The 22733-nt window shown below is 49.9% G+C and carries 26 protein-coding genes and 1 pseudogene; 12 read left to right on the top strand and 15 right to left on the bottom strand.

The genetic code is table 11. The annotated features are described in order from the left end of the window. Positions 1-112 precede the first annotated feature (112 nt). The gene (locus tag PPL9_RS19420) at positions 113-703 is read right to left on the bottom strand and encodes a flavodoxin family protein (protein ID WP_057464226.1); all 591 of its coding nucleotides are present in this window, start codon (positions 701-703) and stop codon (positions 113-115) included. 90 nt (positions 704-793) lie between these two features. On the opposite strand from PPL9_RS19420, the gene PPL9_RS19415 reads away from it, so the two are divergent. Next, positions 794-1717, top strand: coding sequence for a LysR family transcriptional regulator (locus PPL9_RS19415; RefSeq protein ID WP_057464225.1), 924 nt, complete (start codon positions 794-796; stop codon positions 1715-1717). 26 nt (positions 1718-1743) lie between these two features. Here PPL9_RS19415 and PPL9_RS19410 read toward each other — a convergent pair. The 4 genes and pseudogenes from PPL9_RS19410 to PPL9_RS19395 all read right to left on the bottom strand — a co-directional run. Continuing rightward, positions 1744-2226: pseudogene (locus PPL9_RS19410) on the bottom strand (autotransporter outer membrane beta-barrel domain-containing protein); the annotation flags it as partial. 24 nt (positions 2227-2250) lie between these two features. Next, positions 2251-2529, bottom strand: a complete 279-nt coding sequence (locus tag PPL9_RS19405) for a hypothetical protein (RefSeq protein ID WP_152986762.1) — start codon at positions 2527-2529, stop codon at positions 2251-2253. Between the two features lie 80 nt (positions 2530-2609). Next, the gene (locus PPL9_RS34715; protein ID WP_082596988.1) at positions 2610-3794 is read right to left on the bottom strand and encodes a hypothetical protein; all 1185 of its coding nucleotides are present in this window, start codon (positions 3792-3794) and stop codon (positions 2610-2612) included. 311 nt (positions 3795-4105) lie between these two features. Further along, positions 4106-5089, bottom strand: coding sequence for an AraC family transcriptional regulator (locus PPL9_RS19395; protein ID WP_057464221.1), 984 nt, complete (start codon positions 5087-5089; stop codon positions 4106-4108). Positions 5090-5286: 197 nt separating this feature from the next. On the opposite strand from PPL9_RS19395, the gene PPL9_RS19390 reads away from it, so the two are divergent. Beyond that, complete coding sequence (locus PPL9_RS19390) at positions 5287-5979, top strand: SDR family oxidoreductase (protein ID WP_057464220.1); 693 nt, start codon at positions 5287-5289, stop codon at positions 5977-5979. Between the two features lie 78 nt (positions 5980-6057). Next, positions 6058-6840: a hypothetical protein gene (locus tag PPL9_RS19385; protein ID WP_057464219.1), complete on the top strand. Its 783-nt coding sequence runs from the start codon at positions 6058-6060 to the stop codon at positions 6838-6840. Between the two features lie 21 nt (positions 6841-6861). On the opposite strand, the gene PPL9_RS19380 is transcribed toward PPL9_RS19385, so the two are convergent. From PPL9_RS19380 to PPL9_RS19370, 3 genes are all read right to left on the bottom strand, one after another. Beyond that, on the bottom strand, positions 6862-7182 hold the full coding sequence (locus PPL9_RS19380) for a multidrug efflux SMR transporter (protein ID WP_057464218.1): 321 nt from the start codon (positions 7180-7182) through the stop codon (positions 6862-6864). A gap of 148 nt (positions 7183-7330) precedes the next feature. Further along, positions 7331-7948, bottom strand: coding sequence for a flavodoxin family protein (locus PPL9_RS19375; protein ID WP_057464217.1), 618 nt, complete (start codon positions 7946-7948; stop codon positions 7331-7333). 129 nt (positions 7949-8077) lie between these two features. Beyond that, on the bottom strand, positions 8078-8587 hold the full coding sequence (locus PPL9_RS19370; protein ID WP_057464216.1) for a lactoylglutathione lyase family protein: 510 nt from the start codon (positions 8585-8587) through the stop codon (positions 8078-8080). 130 nt (positions 8588-8717) lie between these two features. On the opposite strand from PPL9_RS19370, the gene PPL9_RS19365 reads away from it, so the two are divergent. Then, complete coding sequence (locus PPL9_RS19365) at positions 8718-9614, top strand: LysR family transcriptional regulator (protein WP_208989492.1); 897 nt, start codon at positions 8718-8720, stop codon at positions 9612-9614. Between the two features lie 34 nt (positions 9615-9648). On the opposite strand, the gene PPL9_RS19360 is transcribed toward PPL9_RS19365, so the two are convergent. After that, positions 9649-10437 (bottom strand): alpha/beta hydrolase, encoded by a 789-nt coding sequence (locus tag PPL9_RS19360; protein WP_057464214.1) that lies wholly within the window; start codon positions 10435-10437, stop codon positions 9649-9651. A 131-nt stretch (positions 10438-10568) separates the two neighbouring features. Between PPL9_RS19360 and PPL9_RS19355 the strand changes: the two genes are divergently transcribed. From PPL9_RS19355 to PPL9_RS19325, 7 genes are all read left to right on the top strand, one after another. Then, positions 10569-11744: a glycosyltransferase family 4 protein gene (locus PPL9_RS19355; protein ID WP_057464213.1), complete on the top strand. Its 1176-nt coding sequence runs from the start codon at positions 10569-10571 to the stop codon at positions 11742-11744. 190 nt (positions 11745-11934) lie between these two features. Beyond that, on the top strand, positions 11935-12477 hold the full coding sequence (gene infC, locus PPL9_RS19350; protein ID WP_082596985.1) for a translation initiation factor IF-3: 543 nt from the start codon (positions 11935-11937) through the stop codon (positions 12475-12477). Positions 12478-12605: 128 nt separating this feature from the next. After that, entirely contained in the window at positions 12606-13112 is a 507-nt protein-coding gene (locus PPL9_RS19345; protein ID WP_063305540.1) for a nucleoside deaminase, read from the top strand. Positions 13113-13228: 116 nt separating this feature from the next. After that, positions 13229-13879 carry a lysoplasmalogenase gene (locus tag PPL9_RS19340; protein ID WP_161831363.1) on the top strand — a complete coding sequence of 217 codons (651 nt, stop codon included), beginning with the start codon at positions 13229-13231 and terminating at the stop codon, positions 13877-13879. A 183-nt stretch (positions 13880-14062) separates the two neighbouring features. Beyond that, positions 14063-14260, top strand: coding sequence for a 50S ribosomal protein L35 (gene rpmI, locus PPL9_RS19335; protein WP_057464257.1), 198 nt, complete (start codon positions 14063-14065; stop codon positions 14258-14260). Positions 14261-14289: 29 nt separating this feature from the next. After that, complete coding sequence (gene rplT, locus PPL9_RS19330) at positions 14290-14646, top strand: 50S ribosomal protein L20 (RefSeq protein ID WP_008553032.1); 357 nt, start codon at positions 14290-14292, stop codon at positions 14644-14646. Positions 14647-14823: 177 nt separating this feature from the next. After that, positions 14824-15207, top strand: coding sequence for a GFA family protein (locus tag PPL9_RS19325; RefSeq protein WP_057464209.1), 384 nt, complete (start codon positions 14824-14826; stop codon positions 15205-15207). A gap of 83 nt (positions 15208-15290) precedes the next feature. Here PPL9_RS19325 and PPL9_RS19320 read toward each other — a convergent pair whose 3' ends face one another. Next, positions 15291-17192, bottom strand: coding sequence for a PhoX family phosphatase (locus tag PPL9_RS19320; protein ID WP_057464208.1), 1902 nt, complete (start codon positions 17190-17192; stop codon positions 15291-15293). 386 nt (positions 17193-17578) lie between these two features. Then, the gene (locus tag PPL9_RS19315; protein WP_244273422.1) at positions 17579-18160 is read right to left on the bottom strand and encodes a GNAT family acetyltransferase; all 582 of its coding nucleotides are present in this window, start codon (positions 18158-18160) and stop codon (positions 17579-17581) included. On the opposite strand from PPL9_RS19315, the gene PPL9_RS19310 reads away from it, so the two are divergent. Beyond that, on the top strand, positions 18159-19634 hold the full coding sequence (locus PPL9_RS19310) for a methyl-accepting chemotaxis protein (protein WP_057464207.1): 1476 nt from the start codon (positions 18159-18161) through the stop codon (positions 19632-19634). The two genes, PPL9_RS19315 and PPL9_RS19310, sit on opposite strands and share 2 nt — an antisense overlap. 71 nt (positions 19635-19705) lie before the next feature. Here PPL9_RS19310 and PPL9_RS19305 read toward each other — a convergent pair whose 3' ends face one another. From PPL9_RS19305 to PPL9_RS19290, 4 genes are all read right to left on the bottom strand, one after another. After that, a complete protein-coding gene (locus PPL9_RS19305) occupies positions 19706-20473 on the bottom strand; it encodes an FkbM family methyltransferase (RefSeq protein WP_057464206.1) in 768 nt (255 codons plus the stop codon). A 33-nt stretch (positions 20474-20506) separates the two neighbouring features. Then, on the bottom strand, positions 20507-21625 hold the full coding sequence (locus PPL9_RS19300) for a glycosyltransferase family 2 protein (RefSeq protein ID WP_057464205.1): 1119 nt from the start codon (positions 21623-21625) through the stop codon (positions 20507-20509). A gap of 117 nt (positions 21626-21742) precedes the next feature. Continuing rightward, positions 21743-22195 (bottom strand): YtoQ family protein, encoded by a 453-nt coding sequence (locus PPL9_RS19295; RefSeq protein WP_057464204.1) that lies wholly within the window; start codon positions 22193-22195, stop codon positions 21743-21745. 41 nt (positions 22196-22236) lie between these two features. Next, positions 22237-22733, bottom strand: a 497-nt coding sequence (locus tag PPL9_RS19290) for a DUF2799 domain-containing protein (protein WP_208989491.1), incomplete at its 5' end; no start/stop codon positions are given.

The raw sequence follows: 22733 nt of genomic DNA, 5'->3' as shown, positions 1-22733 counted from the left end.
TCTTGTGTTTTAATTTGCTCTTATACGTATCGAGTTTGTCCAAAAATGAGGTGAAGAGATGGCACCTGCGCCCGCACAAATCCAAGCACTTGCAATTGCAGTGAATTAAGGGTTAAGCCGCTTCACTCACAAGGGTGAGGGATGCTGCCACCTTCGCAATTCTGCCACCAAGTGCTTTGGCTGTATCTTTGTCGGCTTTCGGTGGAACAACCTCCGGTCCTTCGTCCGCATTGGCCTGTGCCATGACGCCGAGTGTGCTGCCCAAACGGTTGAGATCTTCCTCAGAACCTGTACTGCTGTTGTTGCCGGGCATCAGATCCAGCCCAACCCAGATCATGCCATGCTGAGCAGCAAACACGCTCAGCTGTGTCAGCGTGCCAAGTTTATCGCCACTGCGAGAAGCCGATACCGTAAACGCACCTGCAACTTTATCGACCCAGCCACGTTCCATCCAAACTTTGGAACTGGCATCCATAAAGGCTTTAAACGGCGCGCTCGCACTGCCCATGTATGTTGGCGAGCCAAAGATAAGGGCATCAGCCGCCGCCAGCTTGTCCCAGTTTACATCATCCAATGCGCCGACTGACATCAGCTCAGCATCTGCACCAGCATCTAATGCACCTTGCAGCACGGCTTCCGCCAGCACCTGAGTGTGACCATACCCACTATGATAAACGACGATGACCTTGCTCTGCACGCTCATTGCAAATTCCTTTTCCTGCGCTGTGAGATCGACAGCACCTGTCTATTCAGCTAAGTGTCATTCGTCTAATGCATGTAAGGTATAGTCATTATGCGTCAGGTGAATTTACGCAATGTAGATCTGAACCTCCTCGTCGTTTTGGAAAAGCTGCTGGAAACACGCCACGTGTCTATTGCTGCCACGCAATTGCACATGAGCCAGCCCGCAGCGAGCCGTGCTTTGCAACGCCTGCGTGATGCCCTGCAAGATCCATTACTGGTGCGCATTGCCGGAGAGTATGAACTGACGGAAAGAGCTATTGAGATCCAAAGGCTACTCCCCTCAGCTCTGGCAACCATAAAGGACGTTATCGCTAAACCGCAGTTTGACCCGGCCACCGCGGAAGAAACCATCCGCTTTTCAGGCCCGGAGCTGGAGGTAAACCTCTACGGGCCGCCACTGCTACAGCGTATGAAGCAGGACGCTCCAGGCTTAAAGCTTGAGCTGAAAAGTGACATCCGCAATCAGTTCGAACCGCTTGAAAGTGGAGAGGCGCATTTTGTCCTGTCTGGCCAAACCCCAGCATCAGCGACAAGCCAGCTCCATCGTTTCTCGCTGGGCCGCTTCAGTTACGTCTGCCTGATGAGCAAAGACCATCCTCTTGCAGGCAAGCCTATATCGCTAGAGGACTACCTCAGTCAGGACCATATCTCGGTTATGATCACGGGTTCTGGGCACAGTATCATTGACGAGAAACTGGCAGTGCTGGGCCACAAGAGAAACGTCGCGGTAAAAATCGGCAGCTTCTTCGCGGCCATGCACTTCTGCGGCCAGTCCGACATGCTCTTTCTGGTGCCTTCCATCTTCGACACCCAAATCTACACCGGCCACAAAACCATTCCCTCCCCAGTGCCGGACTTCCTCAAAGACCATCACCAGGAGTTCTTCCTCTATTGGCACGAACGCTACCACCACGACCCCATGATCAAATGGACCCGCGACCTGATGAAAGAAACTACGAAGCAATACCGGTAGCTAAAGTGGTGATGTATGCCGCGCACTTAAAAACTGCTTGAGAACCTGACAGCAAGATCGCCTCCAAGCTTGTCCTGATAACGGGCCGAAAAGACCTTCCCCAAGACCTCAACGCGGCTTTGCTCAGTCATATTATAGGCTGCACTTGCTTCGGCAACAAAACGAGCTCTGTTCTTTGAACGATCTGCACCAACAGAAAAATGTGCCAGACCGGGGATATTGGTAGAAGCTGATACCTCAACGTCATCTGCAAAGAAGTCCACTTCCCCTTGCAAAGCAAAACCGAGTTCCAGTTGCTCAAAAACTGAAAACCGGGACCGGAGGCCAAAAACACCAGCGGCTGCACTTGTTGAGCTACCGTGAATATGGGCGATGGTGTCCAGCTCTGTCTGCTCGTCATATCCAGCTTGATAGGTGTTCTCCCAATATGCACCGATATAGGGGGAGATCATGAAATTCTCTGAGAATTGATGGTCTGCAATAAGTCGTGCGCCTACAGTCCTGCTGCTGAAATGAGTGGAGCCCCTTCCTGCCTATACATCAGTGAAATCTTGCCCACGTGTGACATCTGCATCGCTATAAAGCCATGCCCCATCAAGGCGGGCACGAACATGCGTAGCCTTAGAACCGAGAGGTAACGAACCAATCAAATACTCGGCGAATGCACCGACGCCAATACCGTAGTTCAAGTCCAACGTTGAACTAGTATTCCCTTCTCCATAGGTTCCAACACTTGCACCGAGTTTGAAAGCATCGCTGATGTTGATTGCACCAGTTAAACTACCACCAAAAGCATTGGTCCCCTGAAACAAACTAGTTGCGCCAGCCCGAACACCCAAACAGGCATTGCGGCCCTGCGAAATGTGGCATTCTTCCTCCTTAAGCTTCCTCCTTAAGCTTCCTCCTTAAGCTTCCTCGTTAAGTGACCATTCAGATCCACGGCATTCGCAAATTCATTTGCGATCTCAATGGCAGAAGCTTGCACGTTAGCAAGATCTTGAATAGCTGTGCGATAAATGAAGGCGCTGTACGTGGTTCCATCATATGAGTAGCCGGTAATCGTTGAACCGTCAGCGCTAATGTCAATCGCATGAGTAGCAACAGCCCCTGTCAGTTGGCCGAGATCTTTCATTTCTCCATTTTGCCATCGAAATGCGCGTGTTCTGGCAGCTCCGATTGAGTTGCCGACAACAACACCGCTGCTATCACTTACCCCCAAAGCATAGGAGTAGGAATCTCCGCGAAGAGTCCCCAAACTTTCAACTTTGCCATTGACCCATCTCGTGGCATTGGGAGTGCTACGGTCTCCAGAATGCCCTACGATGATCCGCCCATCAGCACTTACATCTTTTGCATCAGCCTCAACATCCCCTGTGAGAGGATTGAGTTCTTCCATCAGGCCATTTTGCCATCGAAACGCTCCGGAGATCTGGTTTCCTTTATTTAAAGTGCCGACGACTACGGTTCCATCGGCATTTACATTTTCTGCTGCTGCTTCACTAGCGCCCCCAGTCGTACCTAGGTCTTGCATGATGCCATTTTGCCAAAGAAATGCGCGTGTGAGGCCGCTGGAATTATCTGCGTTGCCCACCACAATCTCTCCAGATGCATTGGTCGCGGTTGCAAATGCCTCGTTTCCTCCAGGAAGGTGTCCAAGGTCCTGTAAGTGACCTCCCTCCCAACGGAATGCACCTACCACACTCGAATTTGAATATTTTATAGAGTTGCCAATAACAACTTGCCCATTAGCGCTGACCCCTGTCGCAAATGAGCTCGAATATCCTGGAAGATTGCCAAGAATGACAGTGGGGGACTGAGTTGTATTCCAGACAGCTGCGCTAGAGGCCCCTGCCAGGCCCTGTACGCCAACGACTATTGTCCCATCTGCATTGATAGCGTTAGCAAGAGAGAGAGTTACAGAAGGGTCTTGTGGGTGAGGTAGAGAAGTGACTACCTCCAAAGGTGGCCATTGAAGCTGGCTTTGTGCAAGGCTCGTTGTGATGGTAAAAGGTGACCAAAGTAAAGTAAGCGCCAAACCTGCTAAACGAAATTCTGACGAGAAAGGTGAAAAGTGCATGAGCAATAAGAGTCCGAAAAAGCGAGGCTCAATCTTGGCCGCTAATCATCCAAAAGTACCGAGATAGAGAGCACTGCAAATATTTGTTTCATTCACTGATGAGCATAAATTGAAGTCCTGGCAAAAATGAAGTGTCCGACAATTACGGAAAAACTCACAGTTAAGGACTGCCATGAAACACCAGAGAAAATAGTTCGGAGGTCTTTGGGCTCATTTGACACGATGAAGCAAAAGTAAGCCTCACTCAGGTGTTGTCAGTGAAGAGGTGATTTCTTTTATTTATCAACAGTTTAAATTCGTGCACACAGAAATTATTGTGCTTTGGCCCAATGAATATAAGTATTGAGCGGAGTCCCCTTGCTCCGATGCAGTTCATTCAGCATTTCACTGGGGCTCATGTCAAACTCGCTTCGAAACACCTTGGAAAATGTCGATAAGTGCTTAAAGCCACACGCCTCAGCGAGCTCTCCAATTTCTTTCCGATTTTGCAGGCGTAGGAGCTGGCGTGCCCGTGCTAACCGCATGGTGCGTAGGTATTTTGCAAAGCCTCCCATCGGATCAAGCAGACGGTAAAGGGTACTTCGCGAAATACCCATCAAGTGGGCAAGATCATCACTGCTCAGGTCAGGGTTAGATAAGTTGTGTCGGAGCAGGCCTTTTGCTTGAAGCCTGCGGAGATGCTGAACAGAACGGGAAAGTGTAGAGCTGGAGTTTTCATTGTCTTGATGGGACACGATCTGTCCGACCAACTCTGCGATGCAATCAACAATGCTGGTGTATTGGTCATCCGTAAGCGTGTTGATCTCTGTGCTGAGACTGAGCATCAATTGCCGAATGATTGGCAAGGGAGCAGCATTACCGCGAAAGATCTGGATAGGGTGGCTACGCTGGGCTGAAATGTAACCACTCAACTTCTCGCGTGGTAGCATCAACTTGCAAAGTTGATAATCTGCGTGATGTGCAGACATGGGCTGTGTAGCATCATAAAAAATCAGATCACCGCTCTGCAGTCCAAAGCTCCCTTTGGAGCATTCAAGTTCGCTTCCTCCGGTATGGCAGTAGAACTGAATGCAGTACACATCGATGTTGTCTTGTGCTGTTCGCTTCTCAGTTCGCTCGACATAATAGTGACCACCGGAAATCAGACAAAGGCTGGCATCTGGAAGAAACCGGGCGCTCACAGAGGCAGAAAAGTTCTCTACAGGCGGGCAATAGGCTTTGTTCACCACATCCCCGGTAACCGCTTGATAGGTTTCTACCCAGTCCCCCCACCGAACGTCTTTTTGCCGATGCAAAGAAATATGATCTGATTTTTTTCGCAAATGAAGATGATGCCAATACGTTGCAACTGATGGTGGTAGTGTTAACACTTGGAAATCGAGGGAGCAAGTGAGTAGGACGCTCTGCAGAACCGTTTCGGACCTACGCTTCAATCTCCTTTAACTGACCAGAAACTTTGAAGCTCAATGCAAATCTGAGAAAGCATCATTTCGTGAAAAAGAATATTCTGATTGTTGGTGGTACGTCTGGCGTAGGTCTTGAGCTGGCGAAGCATTATGTAAAAGAAGGCCATAATGTTGGGCTTACTGGGCGCCAAAATCCTGAGCTTGAAGGAGCGACCTTTCAAAAATTCTCGATGACAGATGACCCGGTTCTGTTAGCCCGTGACATCGATCAGGTGTTGGACGGCTTCAACAATGTTCATACGCTTATCTATGCCGCAGGTTTCCTTCAACGTGGGCATATTGACGAGCTTGCTGATGATCAACTCGGGACTATGATCAATGTCGGCCTGCTGGCGCCTATGATGTTGATACAGCGCCTGAAAAGAAGATCAGATCATCCTCTTAAGATCATGCTCATCACCTCCAGTTCGCAGTATACGCCTCGTGAGTTGGAACCAGCATATTGCGCGACCAAATCTGCGCTGGGAATGCTAGGCGCGTCACTCGTGCGTGACAAAGGCCTCGGCAAAGTTCTAGTCGCAGCACCGTCGGGAATTCAAACGCCATTCTGGGACGATACCGAGGAAGATACAGAGACGATGCTTGATCCGTCTTGGGTATCAGAACAAATTGTCGAGCTCTCCGGTGGCAGCTTTAAGTATAAGTTTGCAAAACTGCTGAGAGACCCGGCACGCGTAGAGGTTGTCGAAACTTTGGATGAAAATCTGGTAACAATCTAGGCGGTTTATCAGATCTCGCAGTTTCCTAATAATTTTGTTGACCCTATCTTCTTCACTACGATGCCTACAAACCACGTCATGGCAGTTGCTCTATGTGGACGAAAGTTAAGGTCACAGGAATTTGAAGGCAACTTTATCTGCAAAAATAGTCAGCACTTAGCGTACATGACCAGTGGCACAATCGCAGCAATACTTTATCGTGGCCATTCTGCCGTTGGCTTCGGAAGGAACTATAAGTTCCATTTCAGAAAGAAGCACTCAACGGATAAGCTCAAAAACATCCTGCACTCGACAGAACCGGGTAATGAATTTGCCGTGCAGTTCGAATTGTTCTTTCCAAACCTGAACATCACTGAGCATCATCAGTTTGCTGATCAGGGCGTCTATTTTAGCAGTTTGAACGAGATACAGTCGGGTGAGCAACCGAGACTTGCCAGCTTCAATCTGATTGCAGCTAATAACGAAGAGGCGAGTTCGCGGCAGTTCAGGGAAACATGCAGCCTGAGAAACTGCAGGTATGTTGGATACCACGAACGCATTCATACCAGCACAGAACTGTTGCGGTATCGAAGGAAAGCAGATTTAAGCGCTAAAGATATGCCTGAAGTGAGGGTCTGGCTTCTGCATGATCTGCAGGAATATTCGCAGCATATCAGACACATGAAAGAGACGCATAAGATACACGGAGTGGTGTGCTACAAGCCGAAACTCACACTTTTGGAAACGGAAATGCTACGCACAGCGATACTAGAAAACAATCTGTTCTGTGTTGGTGGCAGCTTCGGCGAGCAGCCGCCCGGTTCGATCAGAGCATCGCAGGAGTTAGCCGATATGTTTGATGCCTACTTTGAGCATAACTAGAAAATCGGTCTCTCTCCCCACCTACCCATTCGAAACAAACTTCAGCCCGACGATTGCAGCGATGAGCATGGCTATGAAGAAGAGGCGGAGGAAGGTGACTGGTTCTCCAAAGAGGAAAATGCCAAGGATGGCAATGCCGGAGGCGCCGATCCCCGTCCACACGGCATAGGCCGTGCCAAGTGGTATGGACACCATGGCTTTGGTCAGGAAGTAAAGTGACAGCAAGGCCGTTATGATAAAAGCAATTGTATAAAGCGGTCTGGTAAAGCCGTCAGACAGCTTGAGGCAGACGGCAAAGGTCATTTCAAACAGGCCAGCGATGATGAGCCAGATCCATGCCATTCAGGTGCCTCCAACGCAACGTTTACAGCGTAACCTCTGGTCACCACCAACGGTGCACCTAAGAGAATACGCGATGAAACAAAAGCTTGATGCCGTTTGAGCGTTCCACTCCAAATTTGATCACCTATAAGAAATGCGATTTAAGCCCTCAGTGTAAAGGGCTCTTTCCTTGAGATGGATGGTTTTCTCCACCTTCCACCCAGCGGCGTGTCGCCTTTGCAATGCGGGCGCCGTAGGCAAAGGCTGTGTCTCTGTCTGATTGAGGAGGAGCCACTTCTGGCCCTTGATCCATGTTGGCCTGCGCTGCTGCGCCATAATACACGCCAAGACGATTGAGATCTTCGTTGCTGCCAAAGCTGTAATTATTGCCCGGCGGCATGCCAAGGCTTACCCAGATCATGCCATGCTGGGCTGCAAAGGCTGCCATTTGAAGAAAGACGTTGTGCCGGTCGCCGCTCATGGAACCTGATACGCTGAAACCACCGGCGATCTTGTTGATCCAGCCTTGTTTGTACCAAACGGTTGCAGAGGCATCCATGAAGAATTTGAAGGGGGCAGCAACACCGCCCATGTAGGTAGGGCTTCCAAAAACGATGGCATCAGCAGCTTCCAGAGCGTCCCAGTCCGTGTCCTCATAATCGCTGACAGGCACATAAGTGACCGTGGCACCGTTTTCACTGGCGCCACGAGCGACTGCATGTGCCAGTGCCTCGGTATGTCCGTTGGCAGAAAAAAAGGCGATTGCTACCAGAATGTCTTTTGACATGGACCGTTACTCTTCAAGCCTGTCAGAATTCCGGTCTATTTGGGAGCAAACGCCTTTCAGCTACTCTAAGATAACTCGGGTAGATTTAGATGTGCTCGATTAAAATTCTTCACGCACACCCCTGTTTACCTAGGATTCCTTATAGGCTCCGCTGGAATAATGCAGCTCATAGGAGTGACTGTAGATTTCCAGAATGTTGCCGAATGGATCTTCCATGTAGATCATGCGGTACGGCTTCTCTCCTGGATAATAGTAGCGTGGCTCCTTCATGCGGCGTTTACCGCCAGCAGCCTCAATCTTGGCAGCCAGACCTTCTACATCCGGGTCCTGAACGCAGTAATGGAAGATACCGGTCTTCCAATATTCGAAGTTATTTTGCGGGGTTTCGTTCTGCGCAAACTCAAAAAGCTCCACACCAATGCCATCACTGGTGGAAAGATGAGCGATCTTAAAGCTCTTCCAGCCTTTACCAAACACGTCAGTACACATTTCACCAATTGGACTGTCATCTTCAACAATCTCGCTTGGTTCCATGATGATGTACCAGCCCATCACATCACGATAGAACTTCACAGCGGCTTCTACATCCGGAACGGAAAGACCGATGTGAGAGAAACGTCTTGGATAAGGGACGGACATAACAGACCTCGCTACGCTAAACTTTACAGGCGGAATGCCTTGGATACGTTGGATGTAGCAACTCTGTGAGAAAGCCAGAAATTATCATTTATTAGTTTTATGATAATTTAATGTTATGTATGCTTGGGCCATGTTGAATTCCCAATGGCTTAAGACCTTCGTTAAACTAACTGAAACTGGTCATTTCACCCAGACAGCCAATCAACTTGGTATGACACAGCCGGGTGTAAGCCAGCACCTGAAAAAGCTCGAGCAGCAAATCGGTGCGCCGCTCATCACAAAAATCGGCAAGGGTTTTGAGTTGACGCGGGAAGGAGAGCTTCTGCTTGGCTTTGCATTGAAAGCAGAGAGGCAGGAAGCAGACCTTCGCGCCGCAATACAGCAAGACGATCCCAATACTGGTGAAGTCCGTATTGCGTGTTCCGGGTCCATGGCACTCTACCTCTATCCCAAGCTACTTGCACACCAGAACCGCCATCCTGGTTTAACGCTGAAGGTTGAGGTCGCTCCAAACCACCGCAGCCTGCAGCTGTTGCAAAACAATGAGGTTGATCTCTGCATCGTTACTCAGCAGACTGTTCAGTCCTCACTTGTGCAACACCACATCGGCGATGAACCGCTTTGCCTTGTGGTGCCAGCCGATTTCGATGGGAGCCCGTCGGTCTTCGCAGACCTGGAGTCGCTGGGTTTCATCGATCATCCGGATGGACAACACTATGCAGAGCGCCTGCTCACGCCAAATTTTCCAGAGATAAGTGCTGTTTCTGCTGACCTCAGAACAACCGGTTACATCAACCAGCTCAGTCAGATCCTTGTACCTGTTGCGCAAGGACTCGGATACACGGTTTTACCAGAAACCGCCGTTCGCAGTTTTGAGGCACAAGCGAACATCAGAATTGTGGAGCTGAAAGAACCCGTCAGTGACCCGCTCTATCTGACAGCTAAAAAGCATCGCACTTTGGCAGCGCGTTATGACTGGTTCAGCAAAAAAATCGCAGAACTATGCGGTCAAATGAGTAGCAGTTAGGCTACCATCACAGAAGCCTAACCACAAAATCAGATTAGCGCTGGGCCAGTTCCGCCACAGCAGCAATCATGCGGTCCAGATCTTCCGGGCGAGACAGGCGGTGATCGCCGTCTTTCACCAGTGTCAGCACCACATCGTCATGGGCCATGCCCTCAACAATACGCAGCGCATGCTGCCACGGCACAGCATCATCCTTCTGACCTTGTAAAATGATGGTCTTGCAATTGGTGATGATCGGCGCGCCAAGCAAAAGGTTTGTCCTGCCATCCTCGATCAGATCGCGGGTGATGATGTATGGGCTGTCTTCATACTCGGATGGGCGCTCAAAGCGGCCTTTATCCATGATCTCCTGCTTGATTTCATCGGTAAACTCATGCTTCCACATCAGCTCCTCGGTGAAATCCGGGGCAGGGGCAATCAGCACCATGCCGGAGAGGGTGCCCTCAATGGTCTCGGAGGCTTCATGCAGCGCTTTAGCCAGCAGCAGTGCCATCCAACCGCCCATGGAAGAGCCAACAACAATAGTCGGTCCTTTACAGAACTGCCTGAACACAGCAACGGCTTCTTCCAACCAAAGAGAGATGGTGCCATCAACAAACTCACCGCCGGATTCGCCATGACCGGAATAATCCATGCGCGTGCAGGTCAGGCCTCGCTTCTCAGCCCACTCACAAAGCACTTCGGCTTTGGTGCCCAGCATGTCGGATTTGAAACCGGAAAGCCACAGAACACCCGGCGCACCGCGTTCATCATGTCGCACTGCGATCTTCCGTGCACTGTCTCCTTTGCCAACGCTGATGAATTGCGGTAAGTCAGCACTCATTCATAACCTCCAAACACTTATCGGCTTATACTGGCCGGCAATTGTTCGGAAACCTGATTACAGTGCCTCCACAGTTGCCCGCCGGACATTTTGGCGAGCATAGTTGGATCACTCTCAAAAAACATAGAGAAATGTCCAAAGTGCCGACCATTTTGCAAATTGTCCCCGACCTTCAAACCGGCGGAGCCGAGCGCACCACAGTGGATGTCGCAGAGGCGATCGTCAACGAAGGCTGGAATAGCCTTGTGATTTCGCAGGGCGGACGCATGGTCCCCGAGTTGGAAGCAACAGGGGCGGTGCACTTTGAACTGCCAGTGAAGTCCAAGAACCCTTGGACCATGTGGCGTAATTCCTATTTGATTGAGCGTATCTGCCAGCAGAACAGAGTTGATCTGGTGCATGCCCGATCCCGTGCCCCCGCATGGTCGGCCTTGTGGGCGGCTCACCGTCTCAACATTCCTTATGTCACCACCTATCACGGCATCTATAAGGAAACGAACAAGTTCAAGGCGTTCTACAACTCCTCCATGACCCGTGCGGACAAGGTGATCGCGAACTCCAGATTCACAGCGGATCTGGTGGAAAAACGCGACCCGCGCACCAAAGGCAAAACCTCGGTTATCTATCGCGGCCCGGATGTGGAATCCTTCAACCCCGACAATATCAGCGATGAGCGTATCACAGACCTGCGCGCGCGCTGGGGTGTCTCTGACAACCGCCGCGTGGTGATAAACCTTGCCCGCCTGACTGAATGGAAAGGCCAGCGCGTGTTGATTGAAGCAACGCGCCAGTTGATCGAACGTGGCGGCTATGATGATGTGCTTGTGGTTTTGGCGGGCGATGATCAGGGGCGCGAATCCTATCGCCAGTCTTTGGAACTTCAGATTGCAGAATCTGATCTGACAGAACGTGTGCGCATTGTTGGCCACTGCTCAGATGTTCCGGCAGCCCTCGCAATAGCAGATGTTTCTGTTGTTGCTTCCATTGAAGCCGAGGCTTTTGGTCGTGCAGCTGTAGAAGCGCAGGCAGCTGGCGTGCCGATCATCGTCTCCAACATTGGTGCAGTACCGGAAACAGTTCTTGTACCGCCTGTTGTAAAGGCTGAAGAGCGTACTGGTTGGCATTTTGAAAATGGTGATGCTGAAGAACTCTGCGAGTTGATGGCTCAGGCCTTGGATATGAGTGCTGGAGACCGTGCCAAACTCACCAAACGGGCTCATGACCATGTAGAACGGTCATTCACCAAGCAGGCTATGTGTGATGCCACACTAAACGTTTACCGCGAGCTGTTACCAACAGGAAGCTAACTGGTTGTAAATGTCGCGTCAGAACCTACAAAACTAGTGTTGACTTACGTGGCATTTTTCCTGATTCTAGCAATGCAGCGCAATTGATGCCCTTCCCACGCGTTTCTCGACTTGACGAAACAGTCGGAACCAGTCATTGAACTGTTACCAAATATTCGCAAGTTCGGCAGTCTAAAGAGGAGATACTCACATTCGCCGTCCGTTTCGCGCACCGCCACCCACTAAGGAAGGGCCGCGCACCAATAAAGAGATTCGCGTTCGCGAAGTGCAGCTGATCAACACCGAGGGTGACAACCTCGGCCCAACTCCAACCGAAGAAGCCCTCGCAATGGCGGTGGAACAAGGTTTGGATCTGGTCGAAATTGCTCCGAACAGTCAGCCACCTGTTTGTAAGATTCTGGACTATGGTCGCTATAAGTACCAAGCTCAGAAGAAAGCTGCAGAAGCACGCAAAAAACAGAAGATCGTTGAGATCAAAGAAATCAAAATGCGTCCGAACATCGACACTCATGATTATGAAGTGAAGATGCGGAACATGAAGCGCTTCTTTGAAGATGGTGATAAAGTGAAGGTGACACTTCGCTTCCGTGGCCGTGAAATGGCTCACCAGGATCTCGGCATGAAGTTGCTCCTGAAGGTTAAAGCAGAGACTGCGGACATCGCTAAAGTCGAGTCCCATCCAAAGCTTGAAGGCCGCCAGATGATGATGGTGCTCTCACCTATCGCTCGTTAATACGGGTTGGTTGAAGCGCTCCGGCTTTGTTTCCGTGTAGCTACTCAACCGCAGCCCCAGAGAATTTTGAGATTACCCGGCACATTGTGTCGGGTATTTTCGTTTGTACCTGAGAGTGGAGGCTGATGATGAATGACGAGATGAAATTACATCACGAGCGCATGCTAGCGCTTGTTGCCTTCACTGCTTCCTCCTTTCAAACCTCGCATCCTTCTCCATTCGGTGGGGCGATTTATACCGCAGACGGAAGATTATTGGCTCAGGCCTACGACAGTGTGATCCGGGAGTGTGACCCGACCTGTCATGGAGAGGTCAATGCCATTCGGCAGGCCAGTAAAGTATTGGGCTCTCGCTGGCTTGACGGTTGCACCATGTACAGCACCTGCGAGCCTTGTGCCATGTGTACCGCCGCAACCATATGGGCTGGCATTGATCAGGTTGTTTTCGGCGCTTTCACCAATGAGGATGCAACCCACTTCTGGCCTCAGGAAATGGATTTGAGAACGAAGGATGTGACAGGTCATATGGTGCAACGCCCCCAGATTACAGTGATTGAAGGGGTTGAGCGTGAAGCCTGTAAGCTGCTTTTCACGCAGTGCGCAAGCGCGATGCAAAGACTTGGGATAGAAATCTAAAGCACTTCATGGCTGGCAGCATTCTTTGTAGAAAATCATTTGCCGTATAGGCTATTTCATTCGATCAAAATGCGCCTTAGCCTGGTTTCGATAGGTTTTGAAATTGGGCGATGATAATGCGACAGGTTATTTTCTTAATTAGCTTTAGTTTTGCGCTTGCCTATGGAGTGTATTTTTGCTGGCAAGACCCGTCATTACTGAAAACCATTGTGAAAACAACAGCTCTCGGAGTTGTCGCTCTTTGGGCTTTTGTAACGCAAGCTCCGCTCCTGCTTGCATTGGCCCTGACGACATCATCAGTGGGAGATGCAGCGCTGGCTGTGCCGGGTGAAGTTCGGTTCCTTGTTGGGCTTTGCAGTTTTGCGATCGCACATGTTTTTTATATCGTCTTGTTCTCTCGAAAAATCAGGCGTTTCGATTCCAGGATATTCATAGTGTCAGGAGCTGCTCTCTCAGTTCTGGTGCTGTCAACTGGCTGGTGGTTGCTTCCCTTTACCGGTGATCTCATGATTCCTGTTGCGATCTATATTATTTTGATAGCAACTATGGGAGGGATGGCAGTACAGGTTGGTGGCTGGGTATTGATAGGCGCTCTCGCCTTCATGATGTCTGACACTCTGTTAGCTATCCAACTCTTCCGTCTGGACGACATCAGCCCTCTCCAGTTACCGGTTTCAGTAGCACTTTGGACATTATATTATTGTGGTCAGATGTTGATATTCTTGGCTATCAGCAGAGACCAGGCTCCAGTCAGCAAGTTCTCTTGAAATCTTCTTGCATTCCCATGCTGGCAGTTTTATAAGGCCTCGTTCAAAGTCGCCCGGCTGTAGTTTGCCTCCTATGAATTTATAGGAATCAGGCAGGAATTACAGGGCATGCCGTGGCGGCTTCTGATGCATCCATTGCAAATTTTTGATCAGTTTACTGATCATCACAAGAAAGGACGCAAAATGCCCAAGTTGAAGACGAAGTCTGGAGCTAAAAAACGCTTCAAGCTGACCGCGACTGGCAAAGTTAAGTGTGGCCAGGCTGGCAAACGCCACGGCATGATTAAACGCACGACTAAGTTCATCCGTAACGCACGTGGTACAACCACTCTGTGCGATGCAGATGCACGTATCGTGAAAAAATATCTGCCTTACGGCTAAGCCTTAAAACCTGACACTAGGAGACTACCATGTCACGTGTAAAAAGAGGCGTCACCGCCCACGCTCGTCACAAAAAAGTTATTAAGGCAGCCAAAGGTTACTATGGCCGTCGTAAGAACACCATCCGCGTTGCTAAGCAGGCAGTGGAGAAAGCGGCACAGTACGCTTACCGCGACCGTAAAGCTCGCAAGCGGAACTTCCGTGCACTCTGGATCCAGCGTATCAACGCAGCGACCCGTGAACACGGCATGACCTACGGCCGCTTCATCGATGGCTTGAACAAAGCTGGCATCGAAGTTGACCGTAAGGTTCTTTCTGACCTCGCGATCAATCAGCCAGACGCATTCAAAGCACTGGTTGAAAAGGCGCAGGCTGCTGTAGCTTAATTGCTATAGTAGAAAGCAGAAGCTTTTTTGAAAAAGGCAGGTTCCGAAAGGAGCCTGCTTTTTTTGTGCGCGTTTCAATGCTCGATGGAAGTTGTCTGTTCTTCTGCTATGGATTGTGAGGAAATGGCGGAATATCAGAAAGAGGCGCATTCAGCGCCGTGATGCATTGGGGGAACTATGATCAAAGGGAAATGCGACTGCGGTAAAGTGAGCTTTCAGGTGGAAAAAGTGAGGGATACGGTCACAATCTGTCACTGTAACCAGTGCAGGCGCACAAGCGGTCATGTTTGGGCCTCAACGCATGCATCTTCTGAAGAGCTATCCTTCATAGCAGCCGAAGGATTGACTTGGTATGCATCCTCAGACTTCGCAAAGCGAGGGTTTTGCAAATTCTGCGGCTCCAGTTTGTTCTACAAAATGAATGACAAGGACAGTATCGCCATCGCGGCAGGCTGCCTTGATGCACCAACAAACCTCGAAATCGGCAAGCATATCTTTGTGAAAGACAAAGGTGACTACTACGAGATCACTGATGGAGCTCCACAGATCGAAAAGTTCTGATCAGGGTGCTCTTTGGAGTGATGAAAACTCCCCCGGGGTAGAGCCCGAAGGAGCGAAACTTGCGTTGAGGAATGGCCTGAGGCCTAGCCAATCACACCATTATCATCACGCTTGATGACGATGACAGAAGAGCGTGGCAGCTTGCCGCCGTCTGGCCAGTTACCGCCCGGATGCTGAATGCCCACAAACATGCTGCGGCGATCAGCAGACCAGGTCAGGCCAGTGACTTCACTGCCAGTTGGTCCGGTCATGAAACGCTGGATCTCTCCCGTCACGGGATCACCAACCAGCATCTGGTTGTTGCCCATTCCGGCAAAATCGCCTTCATTGCTGTCGTTACCATCTGTCTGGATCCAGACCATGCCCGTCTCATCAAATGCCATACCATCCGGTGAGTTGAACATATTGCCAGCATTGACGTTTGCAGACCCGGCCTTCGGACCTTCGTGAACAGCCGGATTACCAGCCATCACATAAAGATCCCAGTCAAACGTATCAGCGGCATGATCCTTATTGTGCGGACGCCAGCGCACGATTTGGCCGTATTTGTTGGTCTCGCGTGGGTTCGGGCCGTTGATGGAAGTGTCGTCACCACCGGCGTTTGGCTTCACGCCGCGGTTCTTGTTGTTGGTCAGACAACAATAAGCTTCTACTGCATTAGGATTGGCAGAAATCCATTCTGGGCGATCCATGGTGGTTGCACCAACAGCAGAGCCGGCAATACGGCTGAAGATCGCGATGCTCGCCGCGTCCATACCAGTGGTCTCTGGGGTTAGCGCCAACCACTCACCTGTCTGGTCATCGTTGAACTTGGCAACATAGAGCGTACCCTCATCGAGCAAACCATCAGTTGGCTGCCCTGGAGCGTAAACGCCGTTGGAGACAAAGCGGTACATGAACTCACCGCGCTCATCATCCCCCATGTAAACGACCACGCGGCCATCTGGTGCCAAAACAGCTTCTGCATTCTCATGCTTGAAGCGGCCCAGAGCAGTGTGTTTCACCGGTGTTGAGGTTGGGTCTGTTGGGTCGATCTCTACAATCCAGCCAGCACGATGCGGTTCGTTCGGGTTCTTCGCAATGTCAAAGCGCTCATCGAACTTATGGTAGTCATAGTTGAAACCCGTCTCGTTGATGCCATAACGCTTATAGCCAGCATCAACACCGTCCAGACGTGCCGCAGGAGCAGCCTCAGTCGCGCCAAAGTACCCGTTGAAGTTCTCTTCGCAAGTCAGATACGTGCCCCACGGTGTTTTGCCGGAACCACAGTTGTTGAAGGTACCAAGTGATTGCGTACCGGAAGGGTCAGCAGCCGTCTGCAGCAAAGGGTGACCAGCAGCAGGGCCTGCCAGCGTCATCGGGGTGTTGTGTGTGATGCGGCGGTTGAACGGACTGTTCTTTACAATAGCCCAACCATTGTCCCCGTCTTCCACTTCAATGACGACCACGCCTTGCAGATGTTGCAGCTTCAGAACATCCTCGTCGCTCTTGGGGGCACCATCTTCGTTCTGAGGCAGATTTATCTTGCGGTTGGCGTATTCATGGTTGATCGCCAGCAGCTGCTTGCCTTGAAACTGGAAGCTTTCCATGCCGTCGGTGTTCTCACCAAACACCTTGTCAGCACCAGCAGCAGAACCACCTGTCTCATGGTTGAAGGCTTCAGCGCCATCCACCAGTGCATCACCCCAGCGCGCCAGTATTTCCCAGCTGTACCCCTCAGGCACATGTACAGTCGCATCAGTGTAAGTTGGGATGGGCTTGAACGTGAAACGTGAAGTAGAAGCTTTGGCGTCAGACATGGAGAGGCTGAGGACACCAGTGCCCATCACAGCTGCGCCGGAACCAAATGCCAACACGCCACCCAGAAACCCGCGGCGTGAAATCGCACGCTCGACAACGCGGTCAAATTCATTTTCTTCAGCACGTGGGAAGTTCTGTTCATCCCATTCATCTGCTGTGAGTTCATTCATAAATTCATTCGTCATTGGAAAAATCCTGTAGAAGAAGGTGAGCGCACACTAGAGCGCTAACATGACATCTTCACGAAGCAATAGAACGATGAAAATCCTGCAGATGTAATATTAATATCGTATTCAAGTTAAAGTGCGTCGCATGTTGGAGTAAGTATCTGTGACGGATCTTAGAGTTAAGTTGTTGAAGATGATAACTATTGTTGATTTTTATTATTTAAATTTGTTGATTACTTAAATTTGTAGGGATAATTCTGTCAGGGTGCTGTAGCTGATCAGAAAACTAAGTATTGACGTCTAATGATATGGTGTCGCAAGTAAATTTCAGGAATGCTTCAAACCAAGCAGGTAAGCTTTCAACTGTTTCCAAGAGCCTTGTGAAAACCGCGTAAAACTTTGCTTCACAGCGGTTCAATCACCTTTTGCAAACAGATGGCGTGGGTGTCATTGTACCCCTGTCCTTCATAGAAGCTGACAGCCTGCGCGTTATCACCACGTACGAGCAGTTGGACCTTCCAAATGCCTCGTGCTCGCAACCAATCCTCTGCTGCTGCTGTAATTGCCTTACCAAGCCCTTTTCCCTGATGGTTCGGGTGTGTGCTGACATAATAAAACCAACCGCGATGCCCGTCTTCACCGCACATAATGCTGGCAACAACAATCCCATCCAGCTCACCAATCAAAATCGTAGAATGTTCGCCCTCGAGTGCTTTCTCGATATCCCGAACCGGATCATTCCATTCACGGAAGACCCCAGCAGCTTTCCAAAGAGCAATAACTGCATCCTGATCTGATAAGCACATTTCACGATAAATCATATGCACCGCACATAGTAGTTTGAAAATAGAAAAGTAATCACAGGATGTTTTGTGATTATCCTTTTTAATACAGCAACTTGCAATTGAGAAGAGGAATAATAACAAGGTTAATAATCTATAAGTAAAAATATGAAAATCTTTGCGCGATTGAGAGGTTTTCGACATGGCTTTTTTTAAGCGTAATACACAAATGCTTGCTGAAGCCGCTGCAAATGACCAAGGAGAAGTAATCGGTCAGTCTGCAGTGGTGGAATTTACAGAACCTAAGAATTCCATTGATAGTGCACGCTTGTTTGGCGAATTGGATGCGCTCGCGTTGGACATGGCATCAGCTGCGGGAGAGCTGGACGCCGTGAATAACACTGCAGGCGCTTTGAAAATGGCCATGGAAAGCCTCCAGGACGCGTCTGGGCGCGTTGTCGAAAGTAACCGGGAAGTGAGTGCCGCGGTTGAACAAACTGCTGAGCAGACGTCTAACGCCCGCGATACTATGTCTAAGTCTCAGGAGGTGGTGACCGACGCGCTTGCTAACATCAACAGCCTGTCGACAGCCATCAGCAGCATCAACAGGCAGCTGGAAGGTCTTCAGGCGTCATTTGCCAACGTTCGCCAGTTCTCCAGCTCTATTGATGCCATTGCCCGGCAAACCAATTTGCTGGCGCTCAACGCAACCATTGAAGCAGCCCGTGCAGGTGAAGCAGGTAAAGGCTTTGCGGTTGTGGCCAGTGAAGTGAAAGCTCTTGCAACACAAACGACTGTTGCAACGGAACAGATCGACCAGACCATTCTCCAACTTGGCAAGGAAGCTGACACCTTGGTCGACTTGGGTAAGAGCGCGCTTGGCACCGTCGGAACCGCTGAAAATAGCACTCAATCCATCAACGACCTCTTCCATGAGTTGGAAGCGATGGTAGACAACATATCTGCAAATACGGACTCCATACGAACGGCTTGCGCAAACAACGACGCAGATACCGAAGAGCTTCTGCGCAACCGTGATGAAGTGATAGGTGTTGTCTCAACAAATGCGGAAAGCATCGAACAGGTCTCGGGCCAGATGCTGGGAACCTCTCAGACTGCCGACGCGCTTCTCGCTGAAGTGGCTGTCGAACATGGCGATAACCTCAATCAGCAGATGATCGAAGTAGCAAAAGAGACCGCTGGCAAGACCATGGAAGCGTTTGAAGCTGAAGTGGACGCAGGCCGGATCTCAGTGAATGATCTCTTCGATTTCAACTACACGCCAATTGAAGGCTCCAATCCAGCTCAGTTCATGGCGCTTTTCACCCAAATGACCGACCGGGTGCTTCCAGCTATTCAGGAACCTGTCAAAGATCTCGATGACCACATCGTCTTTTGCGCAGCGCTAGATAAGAACGCTTATCTGCCAACACACAGCAAAGACTATTCAAAGCCGCAAGGCAATGACCCGGTTTGGAATGCAGCAAACTGCCGTAACCGCAGAATGTTCGATGATCATGCTGGCCTGAACGCAAGCAAGAACACCAAGGAATACAGCCTGCAAACGTATCGCCGAGATATGGGGGGCGGCAAAGTAATGATGATCAAACTGGTCTCAGCCCCAATCTGGGTCAAAGGCCGCCACTGGGGCAACACCCTCATCGCATTCAATACTTGATGAAAAAGCAAACATACTCCATAGCCGCCTATTTTGCGGCTATGGCCCCACAGCATTTTGAGCTGCATTCGTTACTGCGACAACACTTCTTGCGTTTCAAGAACATGGCTGAGTTGCGTGCTCATCACATGATCCGGGTCAGAAGTTTTTTGAAGGACAATGCATTTGTTTTGACACTGATCGACCCGCAAGGCGAACCCTTTTTCGATCATTGCCTTAATACACTCAGTGACAGCGTCAAATCCGTTAAGTTTGGGATGAAACTCAATAACTAACATGCGGATATTTGCCATATTCAAGGCTGGCAACAGACCAATCTCAGCTCCTTCAATATCCATCATCAAAAAACTGGGATTAAACTCCTTGATCAATCGATTGACATCGACTGTCTTCTGAAGAATTTCCCGACTTTCTTTTCGTTCAAGGACGGATGAACCAGTGATGCGCTCTCCAACATAAAACGCAGATTGAGCAGTATCTTCCAAGGCAGCGATCCCGCTTACAATCGAGGGGGAGATATCGTTTAAGTAATGGTTATTCTCAATAACTGGAATGAGGTTTGGGTTGGCTTCGATGCACATCACGTTGTCGGAACCGCAAATCAACGAAGCTGTTGCTGACAGAAAACCGATACAGGCACCAAGCTCCAGCACACGATCTTCAGGTTTCAGCAGCTGTGTTAGAAGATTGTGTTCTTCACTTTCATAGGTGCCACGTACAATTTGCTCTTTAACGAACAGGTCTATTTCAGGTTGGGAAACATCCAGTTTGATGCCACGTAGCGTTTTATAGCGCCTACGCATTTTCAAGTTGTGTTCGAGGCCTTTAAGAAAATGCATTACGACACTCCATTAACGAGTAATTGGAACAAACTAAGCAACTACGGTTTCCTGAAGAGATGTGACTTTCGCAAGGGAAAGTTGTTTTAGATATCTACGTAATGAAAGAGAACAGTAAGCCTGTTGAGAGGCATACACATCACTTACGTTTGTGAACTTCATCGACCCTTCGTACATAGGTGATTGGTGAAGGATCTTCTCCATTCCTGTGTAGTAAGCTTGGTATTCTACACCGTCAGCGTAGTAGGCCTGCCGGGTTATTTCTTCTTCAACACGGAACTTAAAATCTTGAAAAAACTTAAAATGCAGCATTGCGCCCCAATCTTCAGCAAGGTTGGTTCTTATATCAACCTCGTGAGTGCCCCATAATTCAGAATAGGTTGGGTTCCATCTGATGAGCGGGACTTTGGTGAGTTGTGGGCATTGCTTTTTTAAAAACCGCTTAAATCGTCTTTCCAGATAATTTCGAAAAGGGAGCTTCTGGTGAATCTTTGCAGGTGCAAGATACAGATTCCGCAGTTGACCAAGTGGAGCAATCTCTCTCCTTTTGGGAGGGATCCCGAAAAGGCGGCCTCTGATGCCCCCACGAATTTCAAAACTTGGGCCTTTGCCTTCCGATGAAACAGGAACGGCCCAGGTTGATGTCGTATCGAAATATGGGCATGTTTGAAGAAATGGATCGCCTTGCCTGTAATCAACATCAACTAGCGGTTTGTCAGAGTACATGTCGATGAGCGGAGCAATAACACCCTCCGCGCCAACACTATCCCAATAAACAGTCAGATCAGTCAATTTGGTCTCTGGCCAGCCAGGATAAACGAACTGCTCGTCGGTATCAGCCAGAATGGTCCATCTGTTTGCACAGTACTTATTGAGAATGGTGAGCAGCCAGTTTCGTTTGAACTGCTTATAAAGCTTACTCGTGTGAAATCTGGTCACGTCTGGCTGTGCTTCCAGATAAGCTGCTGTATCATCAGTGGATGCGTTGTCGACGACGAAAATGTGGCTTGCCCCGATGCTCCGATAATGCTCGAGAAAGAACGGTAATCTCAACATTTCATTACGCGCGCGGGTAATGACGATGATTCCATCTTTTGGCAAATTGATTTCTGGAAACTCGTCAAAATCAAAAATGTCACGAACGCTTGGCAACGCACAAATCCCATTCTTAGAGCCCCTAAAACAAAAAGGCCCTACACTCATCCCTCATAGTGAGGTGAGAGTGTAGGGCCGTGGTGAAACAGCGTCTTCCCTTGAATTGGGAGGGGCTTACAGCTCGCCGCGGATCACGTAACGAAGCAGATCAACCACCTGGTCAGGGTCTTCAGCAACAGCAAGGGCTGCTGCATCCACTTCCTTCAATGGGTGTGTCAGAGCAGGATCGTGCAACACGATGATGCTCTTGCCCAGTGCTGAGGCGAACCCTGCATCGAAGGCTGCGTTCCATTGCCGGTACTTGTCGCCAAAGCGAACCACAACGATATCGGCCTCAGAGAGCAGCGTGCGAGTGCGTATTGCATTCACCTTTGCCCCCTTGTGATCTCGCCAGAAGTTGTTTTCTTCCGGGCCTAGAATTTCGACACCGCAATCATCACTGGCTTCGTGATCGGTCACTGCGCTGTCAAAATGAACAGGTAGGCCTGCATCAGCCGCACCATGTTCAATACGCTCTCTCCAATCGGTGTGGATCTCACCTGAAAGATAAACACGCCACGTTTTCATCGGCTCGCCTTCCCCTAAGAATCTGCATTTGCCTGCAAATTTTAAGAGGGGTTGTAGCTCGGTTCAAGGTCAAGCAGCTTATTGGTGACTTCTTTTCGGACACGATCGCGTTGGCGCTCGCGAGAGAATAGCCTGTTTTGTGCAAGGAGCAGATCCGCACGAGCCAGATACGAGTCGGTCCGGGCGGCATCAGCAGCTTTCCGGCAGGCCTTGCCTTCCTTGCCAGACTTACAATCTTCGCCGCGTGCTTCTTCTTCAAGCCGGTCTATACGGCGTTGAATTTCCCAGACGGATTCCTGAGCTTCACTGGCAGACTCATTGGCTGAATAAAGCTGGTTGCCCAGGGAGTAGCCAACTTTGAAGCTCTCTTCTGTGGCGATTGGGCATACACCACGATAGCTCTTGCCCTCACGGCCCTGCTCAAAGCCAGAAATTGGCGTACAGTAGCTTTGCAGGCCAATGGTGCGCCCAGCCATATAGGCACTCACATCCGGTGTGACGCCGTATTTGCCGCAAGCTTTTGTATGTTCATTCAGCT

The sequence above is a fragment of the Pseudovibrio sp. POLY-S9 genome, from assembly GCF_001431305.1.
Taxonomy (GTDB): domain Bacteria; phylum Pseudomonadota; class Alphaproteobacteria; order Rhizobiales; family Stappiaceae; genus Pseudovibrio.
The sequence above is the reverse complement of the archived record's forward strand: the minus strand, read 5'-3'. Positions and strand labels throughout refer to the sequence as shown.